This is a genomic window from Methanoculleus sp., assembly GCF_036677455.1.
Taxonomy (GTDB): domain Archaea; phylum Halobacteriota; class Methanomicrobia; order Methanomicrobiales; family Methanoculleaceae; genus Methanoculleus.
In genome coordinates, this window is sequence record NZ_JAVBWL010000038.1 from 1 (window position 1) to 26,558 (window position 26,558).

Consider the following 26,558-nt stretch of genomic DNA (forward strand, 5'->3'; position numbering starts at 1 on the left):
AGGTAGCCGCCGTCGCCGGCGGTCCCGGTCGTCACGGGGTGCGGTCCCCAGGCGAGCGGGAGGGTGGATTCGAACCTCACCGTTGCGTTCGGGACCGGCCGACCGTCGGCGTCCCGCACCGTCCCGAGCACATAGATCCACGGTGGCGGGGGGATCTCGACGTTGACGTAGACGTGCAGCGTCGCCTCTGAGGTCTCCCCCCGGTTGTCGATCAGGGTCACGGTGATCGTCTCGTTTCCTTCAGCGACCGGGACGGTGCAGGAGAAATTGGTCGCGTTCCCGCACGAGACCTTCCCGACGCTACTCTCGACCACGACGTCCCGTATCCCGCTCGAAGCCTCGACCCTGCCGACGACCGTGGCCTCGCGCGGGAGAAGGTCGCTCCACACCGTCTCGTACTGCTTCGGGGAGGTGACGGAGAGGAACGTCGAGGTCTCGACCGGCTCCTCCCCGGCGCTCGCCGGGGCTGCGACTGATATCAGCACGAGGATACAGAGGATCATCCAGAGGTTTCGTCTCATTCTTCGGCTCCTTGAATGAGCGGTTGGGAGGGGCCATTTATATCCTTTCTGTGCCGTCCGTCTCCGCGTACACAACCCTCTCCGCCAGGCCGATCTCCCGGGGAGGAAAGATGACCAGCGCCCGGGGGTCCTCATCGATGGCGGTCGGCGTCCGGTCTTCGTCCGGCGGGTCCCTCGGGTAGATCTCGATGGTGTTCCAGACCTCGGGGGTGGCAAAGGAGATGAACTCCAGCGGGCGGAGGGTGCCGTTCTCGATTGCGTAGATGTTTCTGTAGGTGTCGTTGTAGGTCCGGTTCTGCTCGTGGTAGAAGACCTTCAGGCTCATCCCCTTCTTACCGTAAGAGATCTTGTCGAACGGGGTATCGTCGACGGCGGCGAGGACCCCGAGCGGGTGGGCGTGGGGAGGACGGTGATCGAGCCGCTGGGACGAGAGGTAGGTGCTCCCGTTCTGGAGGACGAAGGCGGAGTGGACCCAGGGCTCCCCCCCCATATCGGCAAAGAACGCGAATTGGATGTAGGTGAACGAACCGTTCGCATCGAAGTCCATGACGAGCATCGGCGACTTCGCTGTCCGGTTATCGAACGGGATCTCGGTCTCCATCGCCTCCCAGATCTCGATGAACGGGGGGTTGTACCGCTCCACCGGGAGGACGGGGACGGTCTCGTAGTGTATCGTCTCGTAGCCGGGCGGGACGTAGAAAGCACGCCAGAAGACGAAGACCAGCACGATGGCGATGCCGAGCGCCAGCCACCGGTCCTTCATGCGGCGACGCTCCCGGCGACGAGGTAGCCGCCGTCCGCCGTACCGATGGACCGGAGCGAGTGGAGGTCAAGCGGCTGCTCCTGCCGCCAGACCTCGCTGTCCGCGGCATCCCTGCCGACGAGCGTGACGCCCTTATCGGCGGCGGTGGCCGAGAGGTAACCGTTCTGCGACGGAACCACGACACCGCTGCTCTCCTCGAGGGTATGGCAATCCGTCACCTCGCCGTCGTCGTCGAGCGTAGCGAGGTAGCCATGGCTGACCCGTTCGACACCGCTCCAGAAGTACTCGGAGAAGGTCATCGACCGATAGAGAACCGCGAACCGTCCCGGCGCCGCCTCCCGGGCACCCAGGAGTTCGTTGAACCCCCCGCTCCCGAAGTCCCGTGTCCAGAGGACGGTGCCGTTCTCGTCCAGGCGGACAGCCTGCGGGTAGGTCTCGACATGGCCGCCGGCCGAGGCGTTCTGCCCCTCTACAAAGACGAGCGCCCCACCCCCGGGGGCCTGATAGACCGGGTGGTAGTTGATGCCGCCTGCAGCCTCGATCGAGGTCTGCCAGAGCCGGGTGCCGTTGTCGTCGAAGCAGGCGACCTTATCCTCCCAGGCCGCGACGTACCGGCCGTCTTGAGCAAGCAGCGAGACGGGCGCCATCCCCTGGCTTTCGGCGACGAAGGACCGCTCCCAGACCACCTCGCCCCCGGCATCGACGCGGACGATCCCGGGCATCCCCGTGGTCGCGAGGAACCCGCCGCCGTCCGCCGGGACGAGCGCGCTCACGCGGGCGAACCCGATCTCGAAGGCAATCCGGTCCCAGGCATTCCCCCGTTCGTCGCAGGTGAGAATGTGCACCGTATTACCCTCCCGGCCGTACTCCGTGACCGCGAGAGCGTAACCGTCCCGGCATTCGACCAGGGCGCCGGGCTGGTCGTAGGCACCGATGTCGGCCCGCATCTCCCACTCGATATCGCCTGTGGCGGAGACCTTGAGGACCAGGATGTCGGTCTCCGGTGCGGGCGGACCGCCGGAGTAGGGCGTGGGGGGAATGACGCCCACGACGATTCCGGCCATCGCAAGGAGCGGCGGGGCGGTGATGAACGCGACCGTGACCACCGCAACCGGGAGAAGGTCCCGGTACGGCCGCTCCGGATCGAGGAACGACCCGACCAGGCCCCCGAGCCCGGCGACCAGCATCGCGCCGCCGACGAGGAGGAGAACCTGCCCGCGGGTCGCGATGAGCGAGTGGATGAGGTAGCCGGTGTCGCCCACGAAGAGGAGCGTCCGGGCGGTGATTCCGGCGACCGCGCCGGCAAGGACGGCGGAGAGGATCTGGGTGCGCCGGGCGGCGGTGCCGTTCGCGTACGCCGCGAAGAACCCCGCAAAAAAGACGACCAGCAGGATCGAGACGAATTCGTGCGTGATCCCGATCCCGGCAAGGCTCCGGGTGTAGCCGAACAGTCCGATCCAGCAGCGCGAGAGCGCCTCCACCACCCCGAGGAAGGCTGCCCCGCCAAGGAGTCCGATACCGACCGCGGCGCCGACGATGCGACCCCGGCCCATTCCAGGCGCCTTTTCCTCTATCATAGTGGGAACTGGGACGCGAGATTATATACGGTTTCTGTGCCGTTCGTCTACCCGTTTCCCTGCAATCGGTCGGGAATGTCCGCCGGCAAAACGCAAAGGTCAAGGTGCTGGAGTCCAACCCCTGTAGCATGCGACGCTGGCTGGCCGTCCTGCTTCTTCTTCTGGTCGCTCTTCCTGCCTGTGCTGCCGCAGGTTATACGGTCAGCCCGGTCGGCGACGACTACATACCCGACCGCCCGCCCCAGGACCTGACACCTCTCGAGTGGTGGCAGGTCCCGCCCCAGATCCTGATCTCCAGTTATCTCATCGGAACCTCTCCCGAACTTCTGGTCGTCGTCAATCTCCTGTTCCTGTTGAACGTCTGGCTCTTCTTCGGCTACCGCCGGATCACAAAACGCGCTGCACTCGAGCACGAGACCCGGACAGCGATCTACGACCACATCTGCGCCCACCCTGGCATCCGCCTCGGTACCCTCATCCAGGACCTCGGGGCGAACCGGGGAACCGTGAGGTACCACCTGGGGAGACTGCAGGAGTTCGGGATGATCGCTACCGCCGTGGTCGAGGGACAGACGGGATACTTTGAGAACCGGCAGAAGTACTCGGCGCTCGAGGCGAAGGTGCTCATCCATCTCCGGAACCCCACCACGCAGGAGATCCTCGCCATCCTGTTGGAGAGCCCGGCGATATCAAGACGGGAACTTGCACAACGTCTCGGGATCACCGCCTCGTCGGTCTCGTGGCATCTCCAGCGGCTGAAGGCCGACGGGATCGTCCTCCAGGAGAAGATGAGGGGAGACGTCCGGTATTCTCTCTCGGAAGAGTCTGCGATGGTCATCAGGGAACGGGCCGCTGGTGGGCTCCAGGGAACGCCGCGACCGGGTGAGCGTGCAGGCATCGAGGGGTAAGGCCCCGGCATAGAACCCGCTCCGCAATCAATAAGAACCGCCGCCGTAGATGATCGTAATATGGCTGTGACTACCATGAAACCCACCCGCATCCGGACCGAGCACCTGGATCTGGTCCCGGCAACGCTTGAGATCCTCGAGGCCGACCGTAACGACCGCGAGAACCTTGGATGCCTCCTCGATGCCGAGATCCCGGGGTCGTGGCCGCCACCGCTCCTCGACGACGAGACGCTCGTGGCGTTCATCCAGATGCTGGGCGAAGGCGGCGACCCGCTCTTCGCTGCCTGGTACTGGGTGCTTGACGACCCGGCAGCGGGCGGACGGGTCCTCATCGGCACCGGGGGGACGGCCACGCCCCCGACGCTCGAGGAGACGGAGGACCGGGTGCTGATCGGCTACTCGGTCCTCGACGAGTTCCAGGGCAAGGGGTATGCAACGGAGGCGGTCCGCCACCTCATCCCCGCACTCTTCGCCATCCCGGGCATCCGGCAGATCGAGGCGGCAATCTACCCGGACCTCGCCGCATCCATCCAGGTGCTGGAGAAGAACGGGTTCGTCCGTGCCGGCGAGGGATTCGAGGAGGGGACGGTCGCCTACGTCTTGAAGAAGCCCGACGCATCGGTCTGACGACCACCCCCTCTTTTTTGACCCGCTCTTTCTCACGCCCCGTAGAGGTACCTCCCGCTGATATCGAGGATGTAGTCCCCCCGGTAGAACGGGTACTTCCCGACCAGGTGCTCTTTCAGGGTCGGGACGTCATTGCTCGCCGCGAGCGCGGTCTCTGCCGTCTCCAGGTACCCGATCATATCCACAAGCGCCTGCATGTTCGCCGGCAGCCCGTGGCCCGGAAGGACGAAGTCGTACTCCTTCTCCAGGTAGCGGCGGAGGTGGGCGAGCCAGGGGCCCATCTCTTTCTGCTGCAGGAAGACGTGGACCCGGTTATAGACCATGTCCTGCGCGAGGAGCACCCGGCTCTCCGGGAGTTCGATGACGAGGTTGACACCGGCCTCAGCCCCCTCGGCCTTCTCGTAGGTGAGCGCGACACCGTCGATCGTCTCGGTTCCCGGCCGGATGATATGCTCCGGCGCCGTCACCGTCTCCGTGATCGCGTCGGAAAAGATCGGGGCATAGCCCTGGATCATCGCCTCCCCGCCGCCCACGATCCCGTCTGCGACCTCCGCAAGGGCGTGGATGGGGACGTCCCGGAAGTATTCGGAGCCGAACCAGTGGTCCGGGTGGCTGTGCGTGATGATGACGCGGTCGATCGGTTTGGCGAGACTCTCGGCGTACCTGCGAAACTCCTCCGCGTGGGGACGGAGGAGCTGCGTGTCGACGACGATCAGGCCATTCTCCGTCTCAAGGATGTGCGAGTTGACATAGACCGCCATCTCCGGGGCCTCGTAGGTGTGGATCCTCAGGTTCTCCCGGGGGATGACGGTCACGACGCCGGCAGCTGGCAGCACGACCGCCGTCTTCCGGGCCGTTTCTTCTGCGGTCAGAGGGGTCATGGCACCCGACTGGAGACTCACCCTATATCAACCCATGGGCGGGGGGCCCGGCCCAACAGATATACCCGTCCCCGATCCACCGGGGGACATGCCCGGAACCGGGGGAGAGACCCGGCTCAAGCGTAGCCTGACCCTATCCGATGCGGTCGCCGTAGGGCTCGGTTCGATGATCGGCGCGAGGATCTTCACCGCCCTTGCGCCCGCTGCAGCCGCCGCGGGGGCCGGGCTCGTCGTCGGCGCGGTCCTGGTCGCAACGGTGCTCCCGGTCGACCTCCGCCCGGCGATCGGCTTCAGCTCGTTCTGCGTGCTCCTCTACTACGCGGTGACGAACCTTGCCGCTTGCAGGCTGAAGCCGGGCGAGCGGCTCTACAGCCGGGTCCTGCCCGCCGTCGGCCTCCCGGGGTGCGTGGTGCTCGCGTTCACGCTGCCTCTCGAGTCGGTCATCGCCGGGAGCCTGGTGATACTCGCGGGTCTCGTCCTCCTCCGCCTACACCGTCGCCCCGCAGAGGAACCTATATAATCCTGTTCATACTCTCTGACCCTGCCTGAATGAGAGGCAGGAGAAGTAGATCATGGCATGGAGAGGGCCACCACGCGGGCTCCGGGCTGAGTTCGACGAGATGCTCGGGGAGATGCAGAAGCAGTTCAGCGATCTGATGGGACGGATATCGGGAGGCTCCTCGATGGGCGCCGCCGGAACGATGCTCGACGTCAGAGAGGACGAGACGGAGGTCATGGTCGTCGCCGACCTCCCCGGGGTGGATACGGAGAAGATATCGGTCCGGCTTCTCGACCCGAGAACGCTGCGGATCACCGCCCGGCGGGAGGAGGCAACCGAGACGGAGCAGGCCGGATACTTCGTGCGGGAGCGGAGAGTCGGCACCATCTCCCGGACGGCCACCCTGCCCGTCGACGTCGAGGGAGAGGGGGCGCGTGCCACCTTCAAGAACGGTGTCCTGGAGGTGCGGCTGAAGAAGGTAGCCCAGGAGATCGGAAGAGAGATCCCGCTCCACAGCGAGGAGGGCCAGTCCCTCGGGGAGGAGCACCGGGAGCAGGTCGAGAGGGAGTACCGGGAGGACCGGGAGAAGATGAGACCGTCCGGGTACCTGAGTTCCCGGGAACTGGAGGAGGCGGCAGAGAAGATCACGATCCCCGAGACGGGGAGTGCCGAAGAGCAGAAGAACGCTGCAGAACTCCGGGAGCAGAAGAAGAGGCTGTACGAGGAGGGAAAGAAGAAACTCGCGGGGTAACGCCCGTCACGAGACCAGGTCCCTGATGGACCTAAACCCCGACTCGATCCGGTCCAGGTAGCGCCGGTTGCGCCAGCCCGGGTAGGGCAGGCAGAGGAGGCGGTTCTCCTCAAAGAGTGCCTCCCCCGGGATCGTCGTGACCGTTTGGGCACCACAAAGAGCGGTCGCGTAGGGCTCGATCTCCCGGAGCCCGGAAAGCGCCGTGTTCCCGAGGGAGACGACGTACTCCGGTCCAAGGGCGGCGATCTCCGGTGCGAGGACCTCCCGGGCGCTCAACCTGACGAGGTCGTTCGGGATGGACGCCTTCCGGTTCTTCCGGAAGACACACTTGACCGTGTCGACGAGGAAGAGGCCCTGGCCGGCGAAGAGGTCGAGGTTCTCCCGGCGTGACGGACCGTCAAGCCCGAGCAGGAAAAAGAGGTTCTCCGCGAGCCCGAGGGAGAGCGGCGAGGTCCCCCGGCGGTATGCCGCCCGGTCGTAGCGGTCGTTCCAGAAGTAGGGGTAGTCGGGACGCAGGCAGTCGGGAGGTCCGGCGACATCGTGCCGTCCGGCGGCCCAGGGCGGGGACTCGGCGACGAAGAGGACCTTCACGCGGCCGGGCCTCCGCTCTGCGGCACCGCAGGCGTCGTGCGGCAGGAGGTCGGGCAGGAGAACCCCCCGGAGGTCGGGACGGCCGGCGGCGTAGGTCCGGTAGACCTCCGCAGTACTCACCGGGAGAGGATCCATACCGGTAGGTGTGCCTCCAGAACGGATATGTGTTGCAGAACAGGTCGGGGATGCGACATATAAAGAGGTATCAGCACCAAGAGATGAACGAATGGAGAACAATATCACCTTCAAGGATTTCAATATCTCAGAGAAGATGCTTCGGGCGATAGAAGATATGGGCTTTGAGGAGCCGACGCCCATTCAGACCCGCACCATACCCGTGCTGCTCGAAGGGCGCGACGTGACCGGCCAGGCCCAGACGGGGACCGGAAAGACGGCAGCGTTCGGTGTCCCGGCGATCGAGCGGGTCGACCCCGACAGCCGGGCGACCCAGGTCCTCGTCCTCTCCCCCACCCGGGAACTCGCCATCCAGATCGCCGAGGAGTTCGCCCGCCTGGCGAAGTACCACCGGGGCATCAACATCCTCCCGATCTACGGCGGCCAGCCGATCGACCGGCAGTTCCGGGGGCTGCAGCGCGGCGTCCAGATCGTCGTCGGGACGCCCGGACGGGTGCTCGACCACCTCGACCGGGGGACCCTCTCGTTTGACGGGGTGCACCTGGTCGTCCTCGATGAAGCGGACCAGATGCTGGATATGGGGTTCCGCGAGGACATCGAGAAGATCCTCGACGAGACCCCGGAGGACCGCCAGACGGTCCTCTTCTCGGCCACCCTCCCAAAACCCATCCTGGAGATCTCAAAGCGGTTCCAGAAGAACCCCGAGTTCATCTCGGTCGCACGCCGGGAAGTGACCGTGCCGCAGATCGAGCAGCTCTACCTGGAGGTGCGGAGCAGGGATAAACTCGAGGTCCTCTCCCGGCTGCTCGACCTCTACGACCCCGAACTGACCCTGATCTTCTCGAACACCAAGAAGGGCGTCGACGAACTGACCACCCACCTCCAGGCCCGGGGCTACTTCGCCGAGGGTCTCCACGGCGACATGAAGCAGGTCCTCCGGGACCGGGTGATGGCGAAGTTCCGCGCCGGGAACATCGATATGCTCGTGGCAACCGATGTCGCCGCACGGGGTATCGACGTCGAGGACGTCGACCTGGTCATCAACTACGACGTTCCCCAGGACATCGAGTACTACATCCACCGGATAGGCCGGACGGCACGGGCCGGGCGGGCCGGGCGGGCCGTCACGTTCGTGGGCCCGAAGGAGTACTTCAAACTCCGGACGATCCAGGACTACACCAAGATCAAGATCGCCCGCATCCCGCTCCCGACGCAGGGCGACGTCGAGGAGAGCCGGACGCGGAAACTGATCGAGCGGGTGCAGCACGTCATCGACGACGGCAACCTCGACCACTACGAGAACCTGGTCGACCGCATCATAACCGAGGACTACACGGCGCTCGAGGTTGCCGCCGCCCTCCTGAAACTGGAACTCGGCGGGGGCGAGAGGGGCCAGGGTCTGCCGCAGGACATCAAGCCGGCCCAGGGGCTCGCCCTCCTCAGGATCCCGGTCGGAAGAGAGCACCAGATCCGGCCGAAGGACATCGTCGGAGCGCTCGCGGGCGAGACCGGGATCCCGGGTAACGTCATCGGCGCGATCAACATCTACGACCGCTACTCCACCGTCGACGTCCCGATCGAACTCGCCGAGCAGGTCATCGAGGGGATGAAAGGAAAGACCATCGCACGGGTCAGGCTGACCCAGCCGATCGAGATCGTCGGAGCGCCGGGCGAGCGATAACGGCCTGCAGGCCGGCTCCGGAGCCGGAAATTTCCCGGCTCCAGAGCCGGACCGCGGAACCATATGCGGCGCTCATCCAGAACCGTTTACCCTGCACGGCGACCTCCATCTTTTTTCCCCGGCACGGGTGCCTCACGGCAACCCGGGAACGCGGGGGGTTCTTCATGAGTGCAGCACCCGGTAGCGGTCCGGCGAAACAACTATATACCCGGGTGCGTATTCTGTCATCGTCGGGGGGTGGTTACGTCAGCCGGTACAGGTATCATTCTTGATCTTCCGGAGTCTCATCGCCATTGATATAAACATCCATAAAAATCTGCCCCGTGACCCAATGACAATATCATAGAAAAAGGTGTGCTGCGAACTCCTGCCCGGGTTTAGCCGGTCATCTGTGCCATCCGCCCTGCATTGGGGGGACGCGAAGGGGAAGTCGGACCCGGCGCGTTCTCCCCCCTCCGGAACAAGCCGGGTGCCCGGACTCATGCGCTCGTCCGGGCACCCCGGGGGGAAGGAGATCTTCCCCGCCTGCAGGGCGACCGAGGTCATCCACTCTTTTTGTCGGTCAGGTGTTGTGGGTGAGCAGTTCCGCGGTCAGCATATCCAGGTAATCCGAGAGGAGGCGGGTGATCAGGAAGTGCTGCCGGACATGCTCCTTCCCGGCCCGGCCGAGCCGCTCCCCGAGTTCGGGATTCTCCAGGACCTGCCGGATCCTCCAGGCGAAGCCGTCCGTGTCGGTCGGTTCGAGGAGGAACCCGGTCTCGCCGTCCTCGATCTGGAGCGGTATCCCGCCGACGCGGGATGCGATGACCGGCCGCCCCTTCCAGAGCCCCTCGGTGACGGTCAGGCCGAAGCCCTCTCTGAGCGACTTCTGGAGGATGACGCATGAGACCTGCTGCAGGGCGTTGACCAGCAGGTGGTCTTCAGCAGTGATCAGGATGACGTCGCCGGCATCGATGTATTTCCGCGCCTTCTCCTCGACCCGCCGGTAGATCTCCCAGCCTTCGGGGTCGTCGGGGGCCATGCTCCCGCAGAGGACCAGCCGGCAGTCGACGTGCTCGCGCACCCGGGCGAAGACGTCGACGACGCCTTCGGGGTCCTTCCACTTGTCGAACCGCGAGATCTGGGTGATCAGCGGTTTGTCGACCGGCACGTTGTACTTCGCAAGGAGGCCCTCGATCTCGGCATCGGAGAGGTCGCGGTTCTTCTCCGAGAGCGGGTCGATCGCCGGCCGGCAGATCCACTGCTCCATCGGCATCCCGCACCGCCGGTACTGGTCGTGGGAGATGACCATCCGGTCGTAGTCGAGGACAAAGCCCCTGAGGAACTCCCAGAGAGCGGGGTCAGGGTTCGAGAGGTCGACGTGGCACCGCCAGACCCAGGGCTGGGTCTTCTCGTAGAACCGGATCAGCGGCAGGGGCTGCGGGTCGTGGATGACGACGAGGTCCTGATCGATCGTCATCTGCCCGGAGAAGGACTCGTTCGTCCGGAGGTAGAGGCCTTTCTCCTCGTCCGAGAACGCGATCGGCTGCCCCTGGAGCGCGTTATGGAAGTTCTTGGTGATCGTGAAGAAGTCGCCTTCGCCGTTCAGGATGTTCCACTGTGTCCTGACCCCGACGTCGTTCATGAGCGGAACCAGCGAGAGGATCATCTCCGCAACGCCGCCGCTCTGGTAGGTCGAGTTCACGTGAAGGACCCGTTTCCCCTGGAGCGCCGCCGCCTTGCGGTAGATCCCGGAGATGACATCGTCGCCGACGATGGGCCGGTGGTCCTCAAGCGTCCGGCCGTTGTCGCAGATACAGGTTATTCCGTCCATGTAGGCCATTGCAGATCTCCCCTTGAAAAGATGGGTGTGGAGGCGTACTACGATACAGTATCGGCGTGCCAGGATTATAAATATATCGATAATAATATATTAATTTTAATCGATTATTAGACCCAGAGAAGGGTTTATATGAGACATAAAGGGAAAAACGTCATGCGCATATCAGAGGGGCAATACAAAAAGAGTTAATAATATGGCATGAATCGGGGCCTCCCGGGTGGCCCCCGCCGGGAGAGCGCGGGGGCTCCGTTGGGGCAGAGGGCGATTGCGGCAGTCGGGAGGAACGCCCATATATCCCGGGGCCCTAACGTTAGAGAGTGTACCAGGACGACGCATCTTCGGTCACCACGCACGACGGCGTGACTTTCAGGAGGATGCCCGACGGGGCCGACGCCGTCTACATCGTCGGCGAGTACCACTTCGACGACATCCGGCCGGACGATGTCGTCCTCGATATCGGGGCGAACATCGGCGCCTTCTGCATCCGTGCCGCCTGGCGGTCACGGCACGTCCTGGCCGTCGAACCCGTCCTCGCGGAGGCGCTCCGGGAGAACGTCCGGGCAAATAATGCCGGCGTCACGGTGGTCGACGGGGCGCTCGGCGACGGAGAGGCGGCGCGGATCACCTGGGGGTGCGAGACCCGCACCGTGGCGACCCATACCCTCGGGGATCTCGCCGCCATGGCGGGAGGATGCGACTTCCTGAAGTGCGACTGCGAAGGGGCGGAATGGTGTATCCGGCCCGGAGATCTCGACGGGGTGCGCCGCATCGAGATGGAACTCCACATGCCCCCGATCGGCGGGCCGATGAACCGGGCGCTCCTCGACTACATCGGAGAACACTACGATTTTGTGATCGACCGGACGCCCGGGTACGATGTCATGGGCGTGATGGGGGTCCTGCACGCCGTCCGGAAGAACGGCAGGTGACGGGCCGATCCGGGAGATCTCTCCCGTGGACCGGTGTTCCAGGCTCGTCCGGCACGCATAAATAGGAGCCCGGGATCACCACCCCGCCGGTGAGAGCATGGCACAGGCAAAAGAAGGCGATACCGTCAGGGTACACTACACCGGAAAACTGGAAGACGGCACGGTATTCGACACCTCAGGCGAGGGAACGCCGATTGAGTTCACCATCGGCGACGGAGAGATCATCCCGGGGTTCGAGAAGGCCGTGGTCGGGATGGAGCCGGGCGAGACAAAGACTGCCCGGCTCTCGCCTGAAGAGGCATACGGCCCACGTCGAGAGGATATGACGCTCACGGTCGACCGGGCGCAGTTCCCCGAGGAGATCGACCCCGAGCCGGGCCAGCAACTCCAGGTCCAGCAGCCGGACGGGAGGGCGGCCGTCGTCGTCGTCAGCGAGGTCTCGGAGTCGACCGTGACGCTGGACGCCAATCACCCGCTGGCCGGGCAACCCCTGACGTTCGAGATCCAGCTCGTCGAGGTCGTCGGGGCTGTGCCGGAGCAGGCAGCCGGGTGACCGGCGACCCTCCCTTACGACCGCAGGGATCGCCGTAACTCCGCAAGCGGGCGGGTGTTGATGATATCGTCGGGAGAGAGCCACCCCCGCCGGGCGGTCGCGACCCCGAACTCCATGGAACGAAGGTTCTCCCGGCTGTGCGCATCCGAGCCGAGCGAGAAGGAGACGCCGTGATCGCGGGCAGACCGGGCGTTGACGTCGGAGAGGTCCAGCCTCCCGGGGAAGGCGTTGATCTCCATCGAGACGCCGAGGGATGCCGCGGCATCGAAGACCGCGGCGAGGTCGATACGGTAGGGCTCCCGGGAGAGGAGGATCCGGCCCGTCGGGTGGCCGATGATGTCAACGTACTCGTTCTGCATCGCCGCGATGACCCGTTCGGTCATCTCTTCCCCGGTCTGTTTGAACCCCGAGTGGACGCTCGCGACGACCACGTCGAGGTCGGCGAGGGTGCGGTCCGAAAGGTCGATCGTCCCGTCCATCCCGATGTTGCACTCGGTCCCGGAGAGGAGGGTGAACCCGTCCTCGGCCGCCCGGTTGATCCGCTCGATCTCGCGGACCTGGTCGGCCAGGCGTTCGGGGGAGAGGCCGCGGGCGATATGGAGGCTCTCGGCATGGTCGCAGATGGCGATGTACTCGTAGCCGAGCGCCCGCGCTGCCTCCGCCATCTCCTCGATGGAATGATGGCCCTCGCTCCAGGTGGTGTGGACGTGGAGGTCGCCCCTGATTGCGTCGTAGCCGACGAGGTCGGGGAGCGTCCCGGCCCGTGCGGCCTCGACCTCGCCGCGGTCCTCGCGGAGTTCCGGCTCGATCCAGGCGAGACCGAGGGCCCGGTAGACTCCCGCCTCGTCCTCGCCCGCGATCGTGCGGCCGCTTGCAAGGTCGAGGAGGCCGTACTCGTTCAGCCGCCAGTTCCTCGCGATGGCAAGTTTGCGCAACGCGATGTTGTGCTCTTTTGAACCCGTGAAGTACTGGAGGGCGGCCCCGAAGTGGTCCTCTTCCACCACCCGGAGGTCGACCTGGATGCCGGTCGAAAGCACCACCGAGGTCTTCGTCGTCCCCCGGGCGAGGACCCGCGAGACCCCGGGGAGCGTGGAGAAGACCTCCATCACCTCTTCGGGGAGGGTGGAGGCCACGAGAATGTCGACATCCCCGATCGTCTCCTTCCTGCGGCGTATCGAGCCGGCGAGGCTGACCTGCCGGACCGAATCGAGCGATGCGAGCCGCCGCTCGATATCCCGGGCGATGGGCAGGATCTCTCCGAGGAGGCGGCGCTCCCGGGCGGTCTTGCTCACCCGGATGCTCACGAGGATGTTCGCTTCGGTCTTCTCCCCGAACCCGGGGAGGTCGCGAAGCCGGCCGGCCGCTGCCGCCGCCTCCAGGTCGTCGACGGTCCGGATACCGAAGTCCCGGGAGAGGGCGATCGCCTTCTTCGGCCCGATCCCCTCGAGTTGGGTCAGGTGCTGGACGCCCTCGGGGAGCTCCTCGCGGAGCGACGTCAGGTGTGCAAGGCTGCTGGTCTCGACGATCTCGTTGATGCTCGCAGCGATGCCCTTCCCGACCCCGGGAATCTCGTTGAGGCGCCCTTCCCGGGCGACGGTGGCGATATCAGCCGGCAGGGTCTCGATCGCCTGTGCCGCCCGCCGGTAGGCCTGCGGTTTGAACCGGACACCCTTGATCTCCAGGAGGTCGGCGACCTCGTAGAAGATCGCCGCGACCTCGAGGTTGGTCGTCCGGGAGAGACGTTCCACGGTCACACCCCCCGCTGGCGACGGAAGATGGCCGCGACCTCGGCGGTCGTCGTCGCCTGCTCGGGGCTCTTCTCGTCCCGCCACCGGACGAACCGCGGGAACCGGAGGGCGAGGCCGCGCCGCCGCGCCGGGTCCCAGTTGCAGGTGTGGACCGGGCTCTCGGTGATCTCGAGGCCCAGCACCTCCACCACCAGGGCCGGCGTGAACCAGAACTCGGGTGCCGCCTGCGGGTTCACCATCGTCCGCGCCGGTTGCCGGTCCACCCTTACCCCGGCGAGCCGGCGGGGAAGGTCCGCGAGATCAGCATCCGAGAACCCCGACCCCATGCCGCAGACCGTCTGGAAGGTATCCTCCTCGTGGTTATAGGCGGCGCAGAGGACCGAGCCGTAGGTCCCGGCCCGCCTCCCCCGCCCTGCGTTGGCGCCGATGACGGCCAGGTCGAGCGTATCGGTGAGCCCGGGGGCGTAGTCGCTCTTCCACTTGATCCACTGCCATTCACGCGCCCCCGCCCGGTAGACCGAGTCCTCTGCGCAGGACTTGCAGACGATCCCTTCGAGCCCGCGCTCGATGCAGGAGGTGTAGAATGTCGTGATCCCGTCGGTATCCCCCGTCACGATCCGGCCTGCCGGGGATATCTCCCGGGCCCCGGGGAGGACCTCCTCGAGCCGCGCCCGCCGCTCGGGGTAACTCCGGCCGAGAGAGGGCTCGCCGTCGACGTAGAGGAGATCGAACGCCCGGTAGGTCGCCGGGACCTCCCTTGCGACCTCCCGGACCCGGTGCTTCCGGCGCCGCCGCATCAGGATCTGGAAGGGGAGGTAGGCCCCGGTCGCATGGTCGAACGCGACCGCCTCGCCGTCGAGGATCGCCGTATCGGCCGCGACGTGCTCCCTGACACTCCCGACGATATCGGGGTACTGGCCGGTGACGTCGGTCAGCCGCCGCGAGAAGAGGGTGACGTCATCGCCGTCTTTGTGCGCCTGAATCCGCTCGCCGTCGTACTTCTCCTCGACAGCGATGACGGACGAGCCGATCCGCTCCAGGATCTCCGATAGCCTCGCAACCCGCTGGGTGAGCATCGGCCGGATCGGCCGGTGGAGGGTGACGGTGATCGCCTGCACCCCTGCGATTCCCTCCGTACGAAGCGTCCGGGCCACGAGCCCGATATCGGAGGAGAGGTTGTAGGCGTGTTCAAGAGCCGGGCGCTCCGCCTTTGACCCGAGAAATGCCTCTGCCAGGGCGTCGAGGAGGGTCATCTCCCCTGCGCCAAGGCGCATCTGGCCGGCGGCAAGCCTGGCGAGGTAACGCCGCTCGCGGTCCGACCCGGCCGTAAAGAGGGCTGTAAGGCCTTCCGTCTTCTGCTCGACCGAGCCCGGCCCGGACGTCCGGGCGATCGCGACAAGAGCACGGTGGACGTCCGCGACCGCGAGAGAACCACCGGCCGGCAGACCGATGAGCCGGGACGCAGCATCCCCGTAATCGCCGAGGTCGCGGGCCGCCGCATCGACCGCGGCAAGATCGGTCCCGGCCGCGAGGGCGATCGCCGCCGCCGTCGTCCGGTCCCCGATCCCGAGGGCGCAATCGCTGTAGCCGGGGCCGATTGTGCCCAGCACGAAGTAACAGACGGTCTCGATCTCGTCAGGCGACGCCGCGGAGAGTAACCGCGCAAGAAGCGCAGTCATCTCGTTCCGGGACATGGTCGCCTCGAGACGCTCAAAGCAGGAGGCGAGGGTTGCGAACTTCACGTTAGAGGATCAGTCGCCGGGGGCTACTTGAACGTTGCGGTATGCGAAGGGCTGGCCGCCATGCGAGGGGTTGATATCCCGGGCCGGGTTACAGGGGTTCCAGAGAGGGTTGTTGGTATGCAGGAGTCAGTCACCTACGTCTCGCTCGAGTCCGACGAGAGTTTTCACGGCGAGTATGAGGCCGCTCTGCTCGCTATCGAGCAGGAGTTCGGGAAGCGCCACCCGATGTACATCGGCTCCCGGGAGGTCACGAGCCGGGAGGAGTTCGAGGCGCGGTCCCCCATAGACCGGTCCATCCTGCTCGGGACGTTTGCTGCGGGGGGAGGAGAGCATGCCCGGGAAGCGGTCGCCGCAGCAGACGAGGCATTTTTGGGGTGGAGCCGGAGGGGCTGGCGCGAACGGGTCGGGATCATCAGGAAGACGGCCGATGCGATCGAGAGCCGGCTCTTTTTGCTCGCGGCGCTGCTGACCTACGAGGCGGGGAAGACCCGCTACGAGGCGCTGGCGGAGGTCGGCGAGGCGGTCGCCATGCTCCGCTACTACTGCGGGGTCTACGAGCAGAAGAACGGCTACATCGTCCCCCTGCACTCCCCGGCACCCGGGGAGGAGTGCCGGAGCGTCATGCGGCCCTACGGCGCCTGGGCGGTCATATCCCCGTTCAACTTCCCGATAGCGCTTGCCGCGGGCATGATCGCCGGGGCGCTCCTCACCGGGAACACGGTCGTCTTCAAACCCACGAGCAAGACGCCGCTCTCGGGGGTGAACCTCTACCGGCTCTTCATCGCGGGCGGGGTCTCTCCCGGCGCACTCAACCTGGTGACCGGTCCCGGGGGCCCCTTCGGCGAGGTCGTGGCGGCGCACCCGGACGTTGCCGGGATCGCGTTCACCGGGTCGCGGGCCGTGGGGACGTGGCTCGAGCGGCAGGCTGCCGCGGCACAGCCCTATCAGAAACCGTTCGTGGCGGAGATGGGGAGCAAGAACCCGGTTATCGTCACGGCGAGCGTCGATATCGAGAAGGCGGTCGAGGGTGTGGTTCGGGCGGCTTTCGGGTTTGCCGGGCAGAAGTGCAGCGCCGCCTCACGGGTCTATGTCCACTCATCAGTTGCAGAACGGTTCTCGACGGCGCTCCGCGACCGGGTGGAGCGGATGGAGGTCGGCGATCCCCGGCGGCGGGAGGTCGCCTGCGGCCCCCTGATCGACGACGATGCCCGGATGACCTTCCAGAGGGCACTCAAGGAGGCGGTCCGCGACGGAGGGAAGATTCTTGCCGGCGGGGAGGGGGTCGGGGACGGGCTCTGCGTCCGACCCACGGTCATCACCGGCCTTCCCCACGACCACCGCCTCTATGCCGAAGAACTCTTCGTCCCGGTCCTCCTCGCCAGCACCTTCGAGACTCTTGATGAGGCGCTCAGGCTTGCAAACGCGACTGACTACGGCCTGACCGCCGGGATATTCTCGGAGGACCCTGAAGAGATCGGGTACTTCTTTGATGCGATCCGGTTCGGGGTCGTCTACGCCAATCGGCGCGGAGGGGCGACGACCGGGGCATGGCCCGGCGCCCAGCCCTTCGGGGGCTGGAAGGCGAGCGGGACGACCGGCCGGGGTGCCGGGGGGCCCTACTACCTCCTCTCGTTCGTCCGCGAACAGGCAGAGACCCGGGTGACGGAGCCGACGGTAACTCCATAAGGGGAGAGCGCCCTTTGATCGCGTATGGGACAAAAGAAGGAGTCGATCGCGGGCATCCTGGTATCACGGATAGGCGGGTTCATCGTCTTCCTGATCCTGCTCGGCATCTTGAACCTCCTTGCCGGCGCCTACGTCCAGGCCCCGGTCTTCGTCCAGATCGTCGCGTTCTTGAACGCCAACCTCGGACCGCTCCTTCTGATCACGGCGCTCTTCCTGATCGGCGACCTCTTCGGCGCCCTCCTCTTCCCCCTGAACCTGCCGGGCCCGGTCTTCGGCGCCGCCGGTGCCGTCTTCCTGGTGATGTTCCTCTTCCGGCTCTTCGTTCTCGTGGGCGAGATCACCGATGTCGAGGCCTTTGCCCTCTTCGAGAGGGCGTTTGCCGTTCCGGTCTACGTGATCGTCTTCATCATCGCGCTCATCGGCGGGTATATCTCGCTCTTCGTCGGCCCCGGGGACTCACGCTGAGCGCGAACCCCGGCTACTCGAACCCCTCCATCTCCTCGAACGTCTTCACCTCGTAGTCCTGCAGCCTGCCGGTCTCGGAATCCATATGGACCATCACGAAGAGCTCGTGCTCGCGGTTCTCCCAGAGGGCAAGGGCGGGTTTGTCCTCCTTCGCCACGAACCCAAGACTCGCGAGACTCTCCCGGATCCTCTCGTAGGTGGTCTCCACGGTGACCATCTCACGGACCCGGGCTTTCAGGGCCTCCTGCTCCTCCCGGTCGATCGATACCTGTCTCTTCATGCGAGGACCATACCCCATACGACCAGATAAACCTGACCCGGGGACTCGGGTTGGGGGAAAAGAGACCTTACCGGGCGTTGTAGCCGGCAGAAGTCCCCTCCCGGCGTTCTATCTCCTCGTAAGCGGCCACCTTATACCCTGCATACCCGCCCCCGAGATTCATCCTGAGCAGGACGAAGATCCTGAGGTCCGGCTGCACCCATATCGCGAAATCGGTCTCATCCTGCTCCGGGATGAATTCCAGCGACTGGAGTGCCTCCCGGATCTCGGCGTAGTCGGGCGTCGACTGGATCATCTCCTCGATCCTCACCATCACCGTCCGTTGCTGCAGGGTCTCGATATCTTCGAGCATGGCCCTCTCTGATCGGTCCTCCCGTATAAACATGATCCGGGGCGGGATCCGGGAAAAACCGTGGATTCTGCGGCGCTGACCCCCGGCGGGGCCCCGGCGATTATGGTCGGTATCCCCATCTCGGTGCGGAGGATTGCCCGGTGAAGTGCACAACCTTCTTCAGAGGTCTCGCGAAACCATACAACAAGGCCGACCGGAGGACCTATGACCAACGACGACGACTCAAGGACGCTGATCTTCGATAGAGATACCGACAACCTGCAGGAGCTCTCCGAATACCTGGACGTGCTGAGCAGCAGCACACGCTTGAAGATCCTGAAGGTCATCGAGCGAAGCCCCAAGGATGTCCGGCAGATCTCGGCCGCGATCGAGACGAGTTACGAGAACACGAAGAAACACCTCGACAAACTCCTGAGCATAGGCGTCGTCAAGAAGGAGGCCGGCCTCTCCCGCCCGACCGCAAAAGGGATTCACCCGGTCTGGAAATACTCGCTCGTGCCCGGGGGGCTCGAGGCGATCACGAGGAGCCTCGGGCTCTTCTCGAACCTGCAACTGACACTCACCGATGCCGTGCTCGCGAAGCGGCTTGCCGGGGTCCGGGAGGCGTTCTCGGGAGAGTTCTCCGGGCAACCCCCGGTCGCCATCCTCCTCGGCGGGCCCGAAGACGGCAGGGCCTTCCCACTCGGGCACGACGCCATCGCCATAGGCCGGGCGGACCCGGACGCACCCGGTCGAGCCGGACAGAATATCGTCCTCGGCGAGGAGTACGCGGCGGTCACCCGCGTCTCACGACCGCACGCCCGGCTCACCCGGAGCCGGGACGGTGCCTGGCTCATCGAGGACTGCGGCAGTACGGGCGGCACCTTCGTGAACGGCACGCCGCTCGACCGGTCCATGCGCCGGGAGCTCCACGACGGGGACCTCGTCGAGCTCGCAAAGGGTGCGGCGGGGGCAACCCTCGTCCTCGTTCTTCCCGGGGGGGCTCCGGTGCGAGATGCTGCCTGAACGGACGGTCGTCCTGCTCCTCCTCGCGGCCCTGCTCCTCTCGGCCGCCTGTCCCGCCGTACTGGGCGCCGGGGGGCCACCGGAGCATTCCAGCGCCGACGCTGCCGCCATCGAGGCCGGTGGAAAGACACCGGGCGATGATACGGGCACCGCCCCCGAAAAGAACGGGGCAGCCCCCGGCCAGAACAAGGATAAGGATGCCAGGGATACACCGGAACCGACACCGACCGCCCTGCCGTCACCCGAAGCGACCCGGGGAACGGAACCGACGGCGACCGGGACAGCCGGCCCGACGATCGCCGACCCGTTCCCCTGGGCCGGGATGGCGCTGGCCCTCATCCTGCTCGGCGGTGCCTCCGTGCTCGGTGCCGGGTACCTGAAGAGGGCACAGGGAGCGGATGCCGGCGGCGATCCGGGCGCGACCATCCTCCCCGGGGCATACCGGACCGCACCCTCCCACCCGGCCGGGTTCCCGCCCGAACTTGCAGAGCGCTACGACCGGGTCGCCTTCGTCGGGAGGGGCGGGCTCGGGCAGGTCTTCTCGGCAGTCAGGCGTGATGACCGTCGAACCGTAGCGGTGAAGATCCCGGTCACCTACGACGAGGCGACGGGAAAGACCTTCATGAAGGAGATGCGGTTCTGGGAAGACCTCGCCCACGAGAACATCGTGGCGGTCCACTCGGTCAACATCCTCCCGGTACCGTTCGTCGAGATGGAGTTCCTGCCCAGGACCCTCGCAGACCTGGAAAAGCCCGTCCCGGTCGAGACCGCCGCCCGCATCGTTGCAGGCATCGCCGCCGGGCTTGCCTACGCCCACGGGAGGGGCGTCGTCCACCGGGACATCAAGCCGGAGAACATCCTTCTCGCGGACGACCTGACGACCCCGAAGATCACCGACTGGGGCACGAGCACGACGCTCTTGGCGATGCGGGAGACCACCATCGCCGCCGGGTTCACCCTCGCGTATGCGGCCCCGGAGCAGATCGCCCCGGAGCGGTTCGGCAGGACCGGTGCATGGACCGACATCTACCAGCTCGGCGTTGTCTTCTACGAACTGGTGACGGGAAGGCCTCCGTTCGCCGGCGAGAGCCTCGCCGGACTTGCCGATGCGATCCTCAAGACGCCGCCGGTCCCCCCGTCGGCGATCGACCCGGGCCTCGCACGGCTCGACCCGGTCATTCTCCGGTGCCTCACAAAGGACCCCGCCGACCGCTACCAATCCGCCGGGGAGGTGCTCGGTGCGATCGAAACCCTGATGAGGGAAGCCGGCAAGGCGGAGGCGTGAAGAGGCTTCTCACCCGCTACCTCGCCCGTGCCAGGGCCATGCAGTGCCACTACCTGCTCGGATCGCTCATCCTCCTGCTCGCCGTCTATCCCTACGCGAGCACGGGGTCGACCGGCCCGGCCGCTCTCACGCTGCTCTCGTCGTTCATCCTGATCACCGGGGTCTATGCCGTGAGCGACCGGCGGCGGCAGGTCGCGATCGCCGCCGCCCTCGCCATCCCCGCCTTCGGCCTGGGCTGGCTCCATATCCTCACCGGCATCCCCGCCCTCAGCACCGCCGGGAGTGTCTTCACACTCCTCTTCTACACCTTCACCGCGCTCATCTCCCTCCACCGGGTCATCAGGACGCGCCTGGTCACCGCCGACACCATCTCCGGGGCAGTCTCCGTCTACCTCCTCATGGGGCTCACCTGGGCGACGGCCTACGACCTCGTCGAGACGATCACTCCGGGATCGTTTGCGAGCAGCCAGCCGGACACCGCCTTCACCTTTTCTCTGTTCATCTACTACAGTTTCGTCACCCTTGCGACGCTGGGCTACGGCGACATCACGCCGCTCACCGACCAGGCCCGGTCGCTCGCCCTGCTCGAGACCGTGAGCGGGACCCTGTATATCGCCGTCCTGATCGCCCGCCTGGTGGCGGCGGCAGGGTGGCAGCCTGAGAGCGGCAAGGAATGAGGGGATCCTGAATTCGAGAAATAAACGCTCCATTCATGGATCTGGGCAATTATCACTACGAAAATTCTCGTAACTAAAGCAAGATATTTATTTTCGCCAAATCAAGAGATGATCGATACCATGCGAGGAAAAACAGCACTTCTGGGGATCGCCCTGATGGTCCTCTGTGCCGCGGTGATAGGGAACGTCACCGCACAGTTGCCGGAGGAATCAAAAGATAAACTGATCCACGTCTCCGGTACGGGCAAAGTGACGACCACTCCCGACCAGGCCATCATCGTCTTCGCCGTCGAGACCGAGAACGCCGACGTCAAGATAGCACAGCAGGAGAACGCCCGAAAAATGGATGCCGTGGTCAAAGCCCTGAAGAACGCCGGCATCCCGGAGAAAGACATCAAGACCGCCGGCTACAACATCATCCCGGTGACCGGGGAGAACAACTGGCCCATAACCCGGAGCAGTGATGTACCGGTGACCCCTGATGCGAGGATCCAGTTCTACCGCGTCATCAACACCCTTGAGGTCACGCTCCACGACGTGAACCGTGCCGGCGAGATCGTCGACCTTGCCGTCGAAAGCGGCGCGAACCGGGTCGACCGGTTCTCGTTCACCCTGAGCGACGAAAAGCAGCAGCAGTTCCGGTCGCAGGCCCTGACCGCCGCGGTAGCGCAGGCACGGGGCGACGCAGACGCTGTTGCCGCAGCCCTCGGCAAGACGATCGTCGACGTCAAAGAGGTCAACGTCGGGAACAGCTATGTGCCCATGGTCTACGACGGTCGCTACTCGGGCATGGAGAAGGCGGCGGGCGCTGCCGTCGCGACCCCGCTCGAGGCCGGCGAGATCGACGTGACCGCGAGCGTCTCCATCTCCTACATCATCAGTTGATCATTTTTTTGTCTGCAGGTCCGGGGTGCTCCGAACCCCCGGGCCGGATACCCACCTTCGCGCCCGCCCCGCCCCATCCCGAAGCATAATCGCCCGTGAAGACGGAACCTCTTCTGATGCCCACCATCATCGAGGTAACAACATCTCCTGCCGCGAAGAGCTCACGGTGGACCGGGGGTTCTCCTGCCTGTTTGCCGAGGCGGGCCTGCTCTTTGACGCCCGGGTGACGTACCTCTCGGCATCGCACTGATAAGATTGCGGAACTCGCAGGGCGGTACCCGAACTCCTTTTGGCCGGGAGGCGCGGGAAGGTGCACCGGGTCTAAAAAAGGGGTTACTCTTCCTTCTCGACGGCAGTTCGGTTCTTCACCTCGAGTCCGTCCGCAAACACGACTGTGCGCTGCGGGAGGGGTATCTCGATGCCGTTCTCTTCAAACGCCTGCTTGATCTTCCAGAGAAGGTCGGTCCTGACATCCCACCAGTTCCGGGCCGGCGCCCAGATGTAGGCGGTCAGGTTGACCCGGTTATCGCCGAAGGTATCGACGAAGACCGAGGGTGCCGGGCTCTTCAACGCAAACGGGTGGGTCGCGATGACCTCCTTTGCGATCCGGATCGCTTCGTTCGCGTCGTCCTGGTAGCGGATACCGATCTGGTACTCGAACCGCCGGGCTGCGTTGTGGACGTAGTTGGTGATGTTCGAGGTGAAGACTGTCTCGTTCGGGATCCGGACATAGATCCCGTCGTAGGTCTTGACGACCGTCGAGAGGACGCGAACATCCTCGACGCTGCCGCTGACGCCCGCGACGTTGACGTTGTCGCCGATCTTAATCGGGTGCTCGAACATGAGGAAGAGGCCGGAGACCAGGTTCGAGACGACGCTCTGGCTGGCGAACGCAATGACGAGACCGGCGACCCCTCCGGCCACCAGGAGGCCGGAGAGGTTGACGTTGAGCTGCGGGAGAGCGACGACGACCGCCCAGAGGATGATGATGTAGTAGATCAGTTTTACGAACAACTCGCGCTCGTTCTTGGCCAGCCGATCCGCGAGGGCTCGCCTGACGTTTATCGCGACAAAACGCGCGACAGCCCAGCCAATCAGGATAATAAGGGCAAAATACACGAGGTTCTCGACGGTGATCGACCCGATGCCGGTGGGGATCTCGAGGATCTCGGTCACGTTGAACGTCATGAGAGGCCCCACTCCATGAGATATCCCCGGTTGAGTCCCGGGATCTTGCGTGCCGCGTGCAGCTCGACGGACTTGACCATGTCGGGCTGGAGCGGGGCGTCGATAAAGTCCGTCTCCGCCAGGATCGGGCTGAGAATCTTCATCGTAGCGGCGGTCGCCACGAAGTCGCCGTAATAGATCTTCATATCGGTGCTGTCAAACACGACGCGCGAGATCTCGACCCACTCATGAGATAGGTTATTGATGGAGAGTTCCATCACGCCCTCACGGAAACACTCAACCGTGGGGATCTCCGTGGAGACTGCACTCCGGTACCACCGGGCAATAAGTCCGCTGGTCGGTGGTCCATAGAGCGTATACTTCTGGGTGCCAAGACCAAAGACATCGAGCACCTCAATGTCTTTAGGAGCCTCTAGAAAGACCCCGATCTCGACCGGAAACGTCAGGTAGACCGTCTGGCTGCCACCGGGCTCGATGACCATCGGTGAAAACTCAACCAGGAGGAAGTTCGTGATCGCACTCGGGAGATTGATTGGTTCTACCGGATTGATGACGAACTCACCCGTCTTCGAGACAAGCAGCCGCTCGAACGTCTCTCCTTCGCACCTCCTCCGGTAGGTCAGAAGACCTCCATTTTGCTCGGTTTCGACCAGGATATCACCTTCTTCACGGTGAAAAGTGCAATTATAGCGTCCGAACATCGTTTTATGATCTGCAAATACTCAAATATTAAGTTACTTCACCGGCACGGATTCCCGTGTTTTGCGTCCCCACGTCAAATCCGGAAACGCCGACTATAACGACCCAAAGCCCATTTATCTCCACCAGATCCGTTTATTATGACAACTCTGGAAACTCCGTCCGGCGGGTGTCTGCGAAGATATAAATAGCATATCCGCCGGCACGTATATTCCGAGGGGAATAAATAGACACGCTTTTTAAGCGACGATCTCAGAAACTTTTTCCTGCGTGGTTATCCTGATCTCCGGTGATATCACCCTCGCCTTCATCGCGCTTGCGTGTGGCACAGGGGGTATCGCCAGGACCGGAAGCAGTAATAACGAAGGGAGACCGTACCTGCCAGCGCGGAAATTTCGTCCGGAGATCCGGAGGAAAACGTCTGCCGGCGGTTTTATGGGGGGCGAGCGCCGTCCCCGGGTGATGCGTGTGAAGGTCAACTACCGCCCCCTGAAGGGGACGGCTTGCAACGGTAAGGAGGTTAAATGTCCCTAGATCGTTCCAATTTAATTCATGCGAAGGTTGCCGAAAACGGCCTTATTCGCACGGGCCGGTTGACACGGCCCCTACCGATTATCCGTGGAACCACGGAATCACCGGCTACTTGTCTCACTCCCCCGCGGCACACATCATACGCAAATTGTGGTGTGATTGAAACCTCCTCTTCAGGAGTCGGCATCAGTGGGCCAGTATCCGAAGTATCGACCTCAGACAACAAAACACTTACGGAGGGGGTAATTCCTCCCCACCCTGAAGAGTGGGGTCTCCTTGCCCAATTGAGATGAACCGGGAAGAAGTCAGCGAATACATGAACCATAGTCAGGTACCTGTGAGTATCTTCAACCACCTCCAGCAACCGGCACTCGTCCTCGACTGTGAGGGGCGGGTGGTCGCCTGGAACAAGAGCATGGAGCGATATACCGGCGTACCGGCAGAAGAGATTTTAGGAAAGGGAGGGTTCTTGCACGGGAAAGCCCTGTTCGGCGAGGTATGCCCCACCCTGGCGAACTGGATCCTGACTCCCGATGACGCCGAAAACAACCACTACCGCCTGCTGTCCCGCGAAGGCGAAGACCTGCTCGCCGGGTCGCGTATCACTCCTGTCTCCGGCAGGGAGATCGTCTGTATGGCCGCCCCCCTCTACGACGATGCCGGCAGGCAGATCGGTGCGGTCGAGACCATCCGGGATGCACCCGACGAGTCGCCCGGGAAGGCAGAGGAACAGGTGCAGATCCTGGCAGGCGTTCTATCCGATATGATCTTCACGCTCAACCGGGACGGCGCCTTCACCCAGTTCTTCTGGACCGGCGCCCGGGAGATGGGCGTGGACCAGAAGACCATCGCGGGCGGGAGACCCGGTGCCCTCTTCCCGGCAGAAGAGGCGGAGTTTCTGGCAGGGGCTGCACGCCGGGCCATCGATGCGGGGGAGGTCATATCGGAGACCCGGTCGTTTGACTGGCACGGCAGCCAGAGGTCGTTCCAGGCGACCATTCACCCTCTGCACGACTCCGCGGGGAGGATCACGGCTGCCACCGGGGTCTACCGGGAGATCACCCGGGACCTCCTCCGTGAGCGGGCGCTCCAGGAGACCGAACGGCTCTCCAGCCTCTACCTGGACCTGCTCGGCACCGACATCTACAACACCAACATAGTCGCGGCAACGATCATCGAGATGCTCCGGGAACGGCTCTCCGGCGAAGAGGCGGAACTCGCCCAGAGGGTCAAGAACACGGTCGAACAGGGGATCACCGTCATCAAGAACGTCGAACTCCTGAACACCCTCAACACGCACAACGTCCGCCTGGAGCCGGTTGACCTGGACAGAACCATTCGCGGCCAGGTTCGGCGGTATGCAGGCATCGATATCAGGTACGAGGGGAAGAGCCAGATGGTCTGGGCAAACCCTCTCCTCGAACATATCATATCCAACCTGATCAGCAACAGCATCAAGTTCGGCGGCATGAGGGTGCGGATCGATATATCCGTCATGGAGACCGGAGATATTGTAACCCTGACCGTCGCCGATACCGGCGTCGGGATACCGGACCACTTGAAGCCCAACATCTTCGATCGCTTCAGTAAGGGGAGCAAAACCACATCGGGGAGCAGGGGCCTCGGGCTTCATATCGTCAAGACCCTCACGAACCGCTACGGCGGACGGGTCTGGGCGGCGGACCGGGTGCCCGGCAAACCCGGGGAAGGAGCGGCAATCAAGGTGAGCCTGCAGAAGTGCTAGGCCAGTACCCCCGAAGGCCCGGGGGCTCACTAT

At 64.5% G+C, this 26,558-nt stretch carries 26 protein-coding genes; 14 read left to right on the forward strand and 12 right to left on the reverse strand.

Annotation, left to right across the window (positions count from 1 at the left end):
* From V6K60_RS08330 to V6K60_RS08340, 3 genes are all read right to left on the reverse strand, one after another.
* Positions 1–521: hypothetical protein (locus V6K60_RS08330; protein WP_332450059.1), on the reverse strand; the 521-nt coding region annotated here is incomplete at its 3' end.
* A gap of 37 nt (positions 522–558) precedes the next feature.
* On the reverse strand, positions 559–1,284 hold the full coding sequence (locus V6K60_RS08335) for a hypothetical protein (RefSeq protein WP_332450060.1): 726 nt from the start codon (positions 1,282–1,284) through the stop codon (positions 559–561).
* Positions 1,281–2,861: a hypothetical protein gene (locus tag V6K60_RS08340; RefSeq protein ID WP_332450061.1), complete on the reverse strand. Its 1,581-nt coding sequence runs from the start codon at positions 2,859–2,861 to the stop codon at positions 1,281–1,283. Before V6K60_RS08340 ends, V6K60_RS08335 begins: the two co-directional genes overlap by 4 nt.
* Before the next feature lie 128 nt (positions 2,862–2,989).
* Between V6K60_RS08340 and V6K60_RS08345 the strand changes: the two genes are divergently transcribed.
* On the forward strand, positions 2,990–3,769 hold the full coding sequence (locus V6K60_RS08345) for a winged helix-turn-helix transcriptional regulator (protein WP_332450062.1): 780 nt from the start codon (positions 2,990–2,992) through the stop codon (positions 3,767–3,769).
* Positions 3,770–3,829: 60 nt separating this feature from the next.
* Positions 3,830–4,396, forward strand: coding sequence for a GNAT family N-acetyltransferase (locus V6K60_RS08350; RefSeq protein WP_332450063.1), 567 nt, complete (start codon positions 3,830–3,832; stop codon positions 4,394–4,396).
* 32 nt (positions 4,397–4,428) lie between these two features.
* Here V6K60_RS08350 and V6K60_RS08355 read toward each other — a convergent pair whose 3' ends face one another.
* Complete coding sequence (locus tag V6K60_RS08355) at positions 4,429–5,277, reverse strand: MBL fold metallo-hydrolase (RefSeq protein WP_332450064.1); 849 nt, start codon at positions 5,275–5,277, stop codon at positions 4,429–4,431.
* 88 nt (positions 5,278–5,365) lie between these two features.
* On the opposite strand from V6K60_RS08355, the gene V6K60_RS08360 reads away from it, so the two are divergent.
* Together V6K60_RS08360 and V6K60_RS08365 are read left to right on the forward strand one after the other, a co-directional pair.
* Positions 5,366–5,797 (forward strand): hypothetical protein, encoded by a 432-nt coding sequence (locus V6K60_RS08360; RefSeq protein ID WP_332450065.1) that lies wholly within the window; start codon positions 5,366–5,368, stop codon positions 5,795–5,797.
* A 52-nt stretch (positions 5,798–5,849) separates the two neighbouring features.
* Positions 5,850–6,527, forward strand: a complete 678-nt coding sequence (locus V6K60_RS08365) for an Hsp20/alpha crystallin family protein (protein ID WP_332450066.1) — start codon at positions 5,850–5,852, stop codon at positions 6,525–6,527.
* 6 nt (positions 6,528–6,533) lie between these two features.
* Here V6K60_RS08365 and V6K60_RS08370 read toward each other — a convergent pair whose 3' ends face one another.
* The gene (locus V6K60_RS08370; protein WP_332450067.1) at positions 6,534–7,253 is read right to left on the reverse strand and encodes a uracil-DNA glycosylase family protein; all 720 of its coding nucleotides are present in this window, start codon (positions 7,251–7,253) and stop codon (positions 6,534–6,536) included.
* A 91-nt stretch (positions 7,254–7,344) separates the two neighbouring features.
* On the opposite strand from V6K60_RS08370, the gene V6K60_RS08375 reads away from it, so the two are divergent.
* Positions 7,345–8,934 carry a DEAD/DEAH box helicase gene (locus V6K60_RS08375; protein ID WP_332450068.1) on the forward strand — a complete coding sequence of 530 codons (1,590 nt, stop codon included), beginning with the start codon at positions 7,345–7,347 and terminating at the stop codon, positions 8,932–8,934.
* Between the two features lie 562 nt (positions 8,935–9,496).
* Here the strand turns inward: V6K60_RS08375 and V6K60_RS08380 are convergent.
* Complete coding sequence (locus V6K60_RS08380; protein ID WP_332450069.1) at positions 9,497–10,756, reverse strand: glycosyltransferase; 1,260 nt, start codon at positions 10,754–10,756, stop codon at positions 9,497–9,499.
* A 317-nt stretch (positions 10,757–11,073) separates the two neighbouring features.
* Between V6K60_RS08380 and V6K60_RS08385 the strand changes: the two genes are divergently transcribed.
* Entirely contained in the window at positions 11,074–11,685 is a 612-nt protein-coding gene (locus tag V6K60_RS08385) for an FkbM family methyltransferase (protein ID WP_332450070.1), read from the forward strand.
* 97 nt (positions 11,686–11,782) lie between these two features.
* The gene (locus V6K60_RS08390) at positions 11,783–12,238 is read left to right on the forward strand and encodes an FKBP-type peptidyl-prolyl cis-trans isomerase (protein WP_332450071.1); all 456 of its coding nucleotides are present in this window, start codon (positions 11,783–11,785) and stop codon (positions 12,236–12,238) included.
* 14 nt (positions 12,239–12,252) lie between these two features.
* Here V6K60_RS08390 and polX read toward each other — a convergent pair whose 3' ends face one another.
* A complete protein-coding gene (gene polX / locus V6K60_RS08395; protein ID WP_332450072.1) occupies positions 12,253–13,986 on the reverse strand; it encodes a DNA polymerase/3'-5' exonuclease PolX in 1,734 nt (577 codons plus the stop codon).
* A 2-nt stretch (positions 13,987–13,988) separates the two neighbouring features.
* A complete protein-coding gene (locus V6K60_RS08400) occupies positions 13,989–15,728 on the reverse strand; it encodes an ATP-dependent DNA ligase (protein WP_332450073.1) in 1,740 nt (579 codons plus the stop codon).
* A 117-nt stretch (positions 15,729–15,845) separates the two neighbouring features.
* Here V6K60_RS08400 and V6K60_RS08405 point away from each other — a divergent pair, with 117 nt between their 5' ends.
* Together V6K60_RS08405 and V6K60_RS08410 are read left to right on the forward strand one after the other, a co-directional pair.
* A complete protein-coding gene (locus V6K60_RS08405) occupies positions 15,846–17,414 on the forward strand; it encodes an aldehyde dehydrogenase family protein (protein WP_332450074.1) in 1,569 nt (522 codons plus the stop codon).
* Between the two features lie 24 nt (positions 17,415–17,438).
* On the forward strand, positions 17,439–17,879 hold the full coding sequence (locus V6K60_RS08410; protein WP_332450075.1) for a hypothetical protein: 441 nt from the start codon (positions 17,439–17,441) through the stop codon (positions 17,877–17,879).
* A 13-nt stretch (positions 17,880–17,892) separates the two neighbouring features.
* Here V6K60_RS08410 and V6K60_RS08415 read toward each other — a convergent pair whose 3' ends face one another.
* Together V6K60_RS08415 and V6K60_RS08420 are read right to left on the reverse strand one after the other, a co-directional pair.
* Positions 17,893–18,159, reverse strand: coding sequence for a YcdB/YcdC domain-containing protein (locus V6K60_RS08415; protein ID WP_332450076.1), 267 nt, complete (start codon positions 18,157–18,159; stop codon positions 17,893–17,895).
* Between the two features lie 67 nt (positions 18,160–18,226).
* The gene (locus V6K60_RS08420; RefSeq protein WP_332450077.1) at positions 18,227–18,511 is read right to left on the reverse strand and encodes a hypothetical protein; all 285 of its coding nucleotides are present in this window, start codon (positions 18,509–18,511) and stop codon (positions 18,227–18,229) included.
* A 204-nt stretch (positions 18,512–18,715) separates the two neighbouring features.
* On the opposite strand from V6K60_RS08420, the gene V6K60_RS08425 reads away from it, so the two are divergent.
* The 4 genes from V6K60_RS08425 (at position 18,716) to V6K60_RS08440 (ending at position 22,363) form a co-directional block, all read left to right on the forward strand.
* Positions 18,716–19,516: an FHA domain-containing protein gene (locus V6K60_RS08425; RefSeq protein WP_332450078.1), complete on the forward strand. Its 801-nt coding sequence runs from the start codon at positions 18,716–18,718 to the stop codon at positions 19,514–19,516.
* Positions 19,506–20,801, forward strand: coding sequence for a serine/threonine-protein kinase (locus tag V6K60_RS08430; RefSeq protein WP_332450079.1), 1,296 nt, complete (start codon positions 19,506–19,508; stop codon positions 20,799–20,801). The genes V6K60_RS08425 and V6K60_RS08430 overlap by 11 nt, the downstream gene beginning before the upstream one ends.
* On the forward strand, positions 20,798–21,478 hold the full coding sequence (locus V6K60_RS08435) for a potassium channel family protein (protein WP_332450080.1): 681 nt from the start codon (positions 20,798–20,800) through the stop codon (positions 21,476–21,478). The genes V6K60_RS08430 and V6K60_RS08435 overlap by 4 nt, the downstream gene beginning before the upstream one ends.
* A 120-nt stretch (positions 21,479–21,598) precedes the next feature.
* Positions 21,599–22,363: an SIMPL domain-containing protein gene (locus V6K60_RS08440; RefSeq protein WP_332450081.1), complete on the forward strand. Its 765-nt coding sequence runs from the start codon at positions 21,599–21,601 to the stop codon at positions 22,361–22,363.
* A 333-nt stretch (positions 22,364–22,696) separates the two neighbouring features.
* On the opposite strand, the gene V6K60_RS08445 is transcribed toward V6K60_RS08440, so the two are convergent.
* Positions 22,697–23,551 (reverse strand): mechanosensitive ion channel family protein, encoded by an 855-nt coding sequence (locus V6K60_RS08445; RefSeq protein ID WP_332450082.1) that lies wholly within the window; start codon positions 23,549–23,551, stop codon positions 22,697–22,699.
* Entirely contained in the window at positions 23,548–24,252 is a 705-nt protein-coding gene (locus V6K60_RS08450; RefSeq protein ID WP_332450083.1) for a DUF432 domain-containing protein, read from the reverse strand. The genes V6K60_RS08445 and V6K60_RS08450 overlap by 4 nt, the downstream gene beginning before the upstream one ends.
* A gap of 818 nt (positions 24,253–25,070) precedes the next feature.
* Here V6K60_RS08450 and V6K60_RS08455 point away from each other — a divergent pair.
* Positions 25,071–26,525 (forward strand): sensor histidine kinase, encoded by a 1,455-nt coding sequence (locus V6K60_RS08455; RefSeq protein WP_332450084.1) that lies wholly within the window; start codon positions 25,071–25,073, stop codon positions 26,523–26,525.
* Positions 26,526–26,558 lie beyond the last annotated feature (33 nt).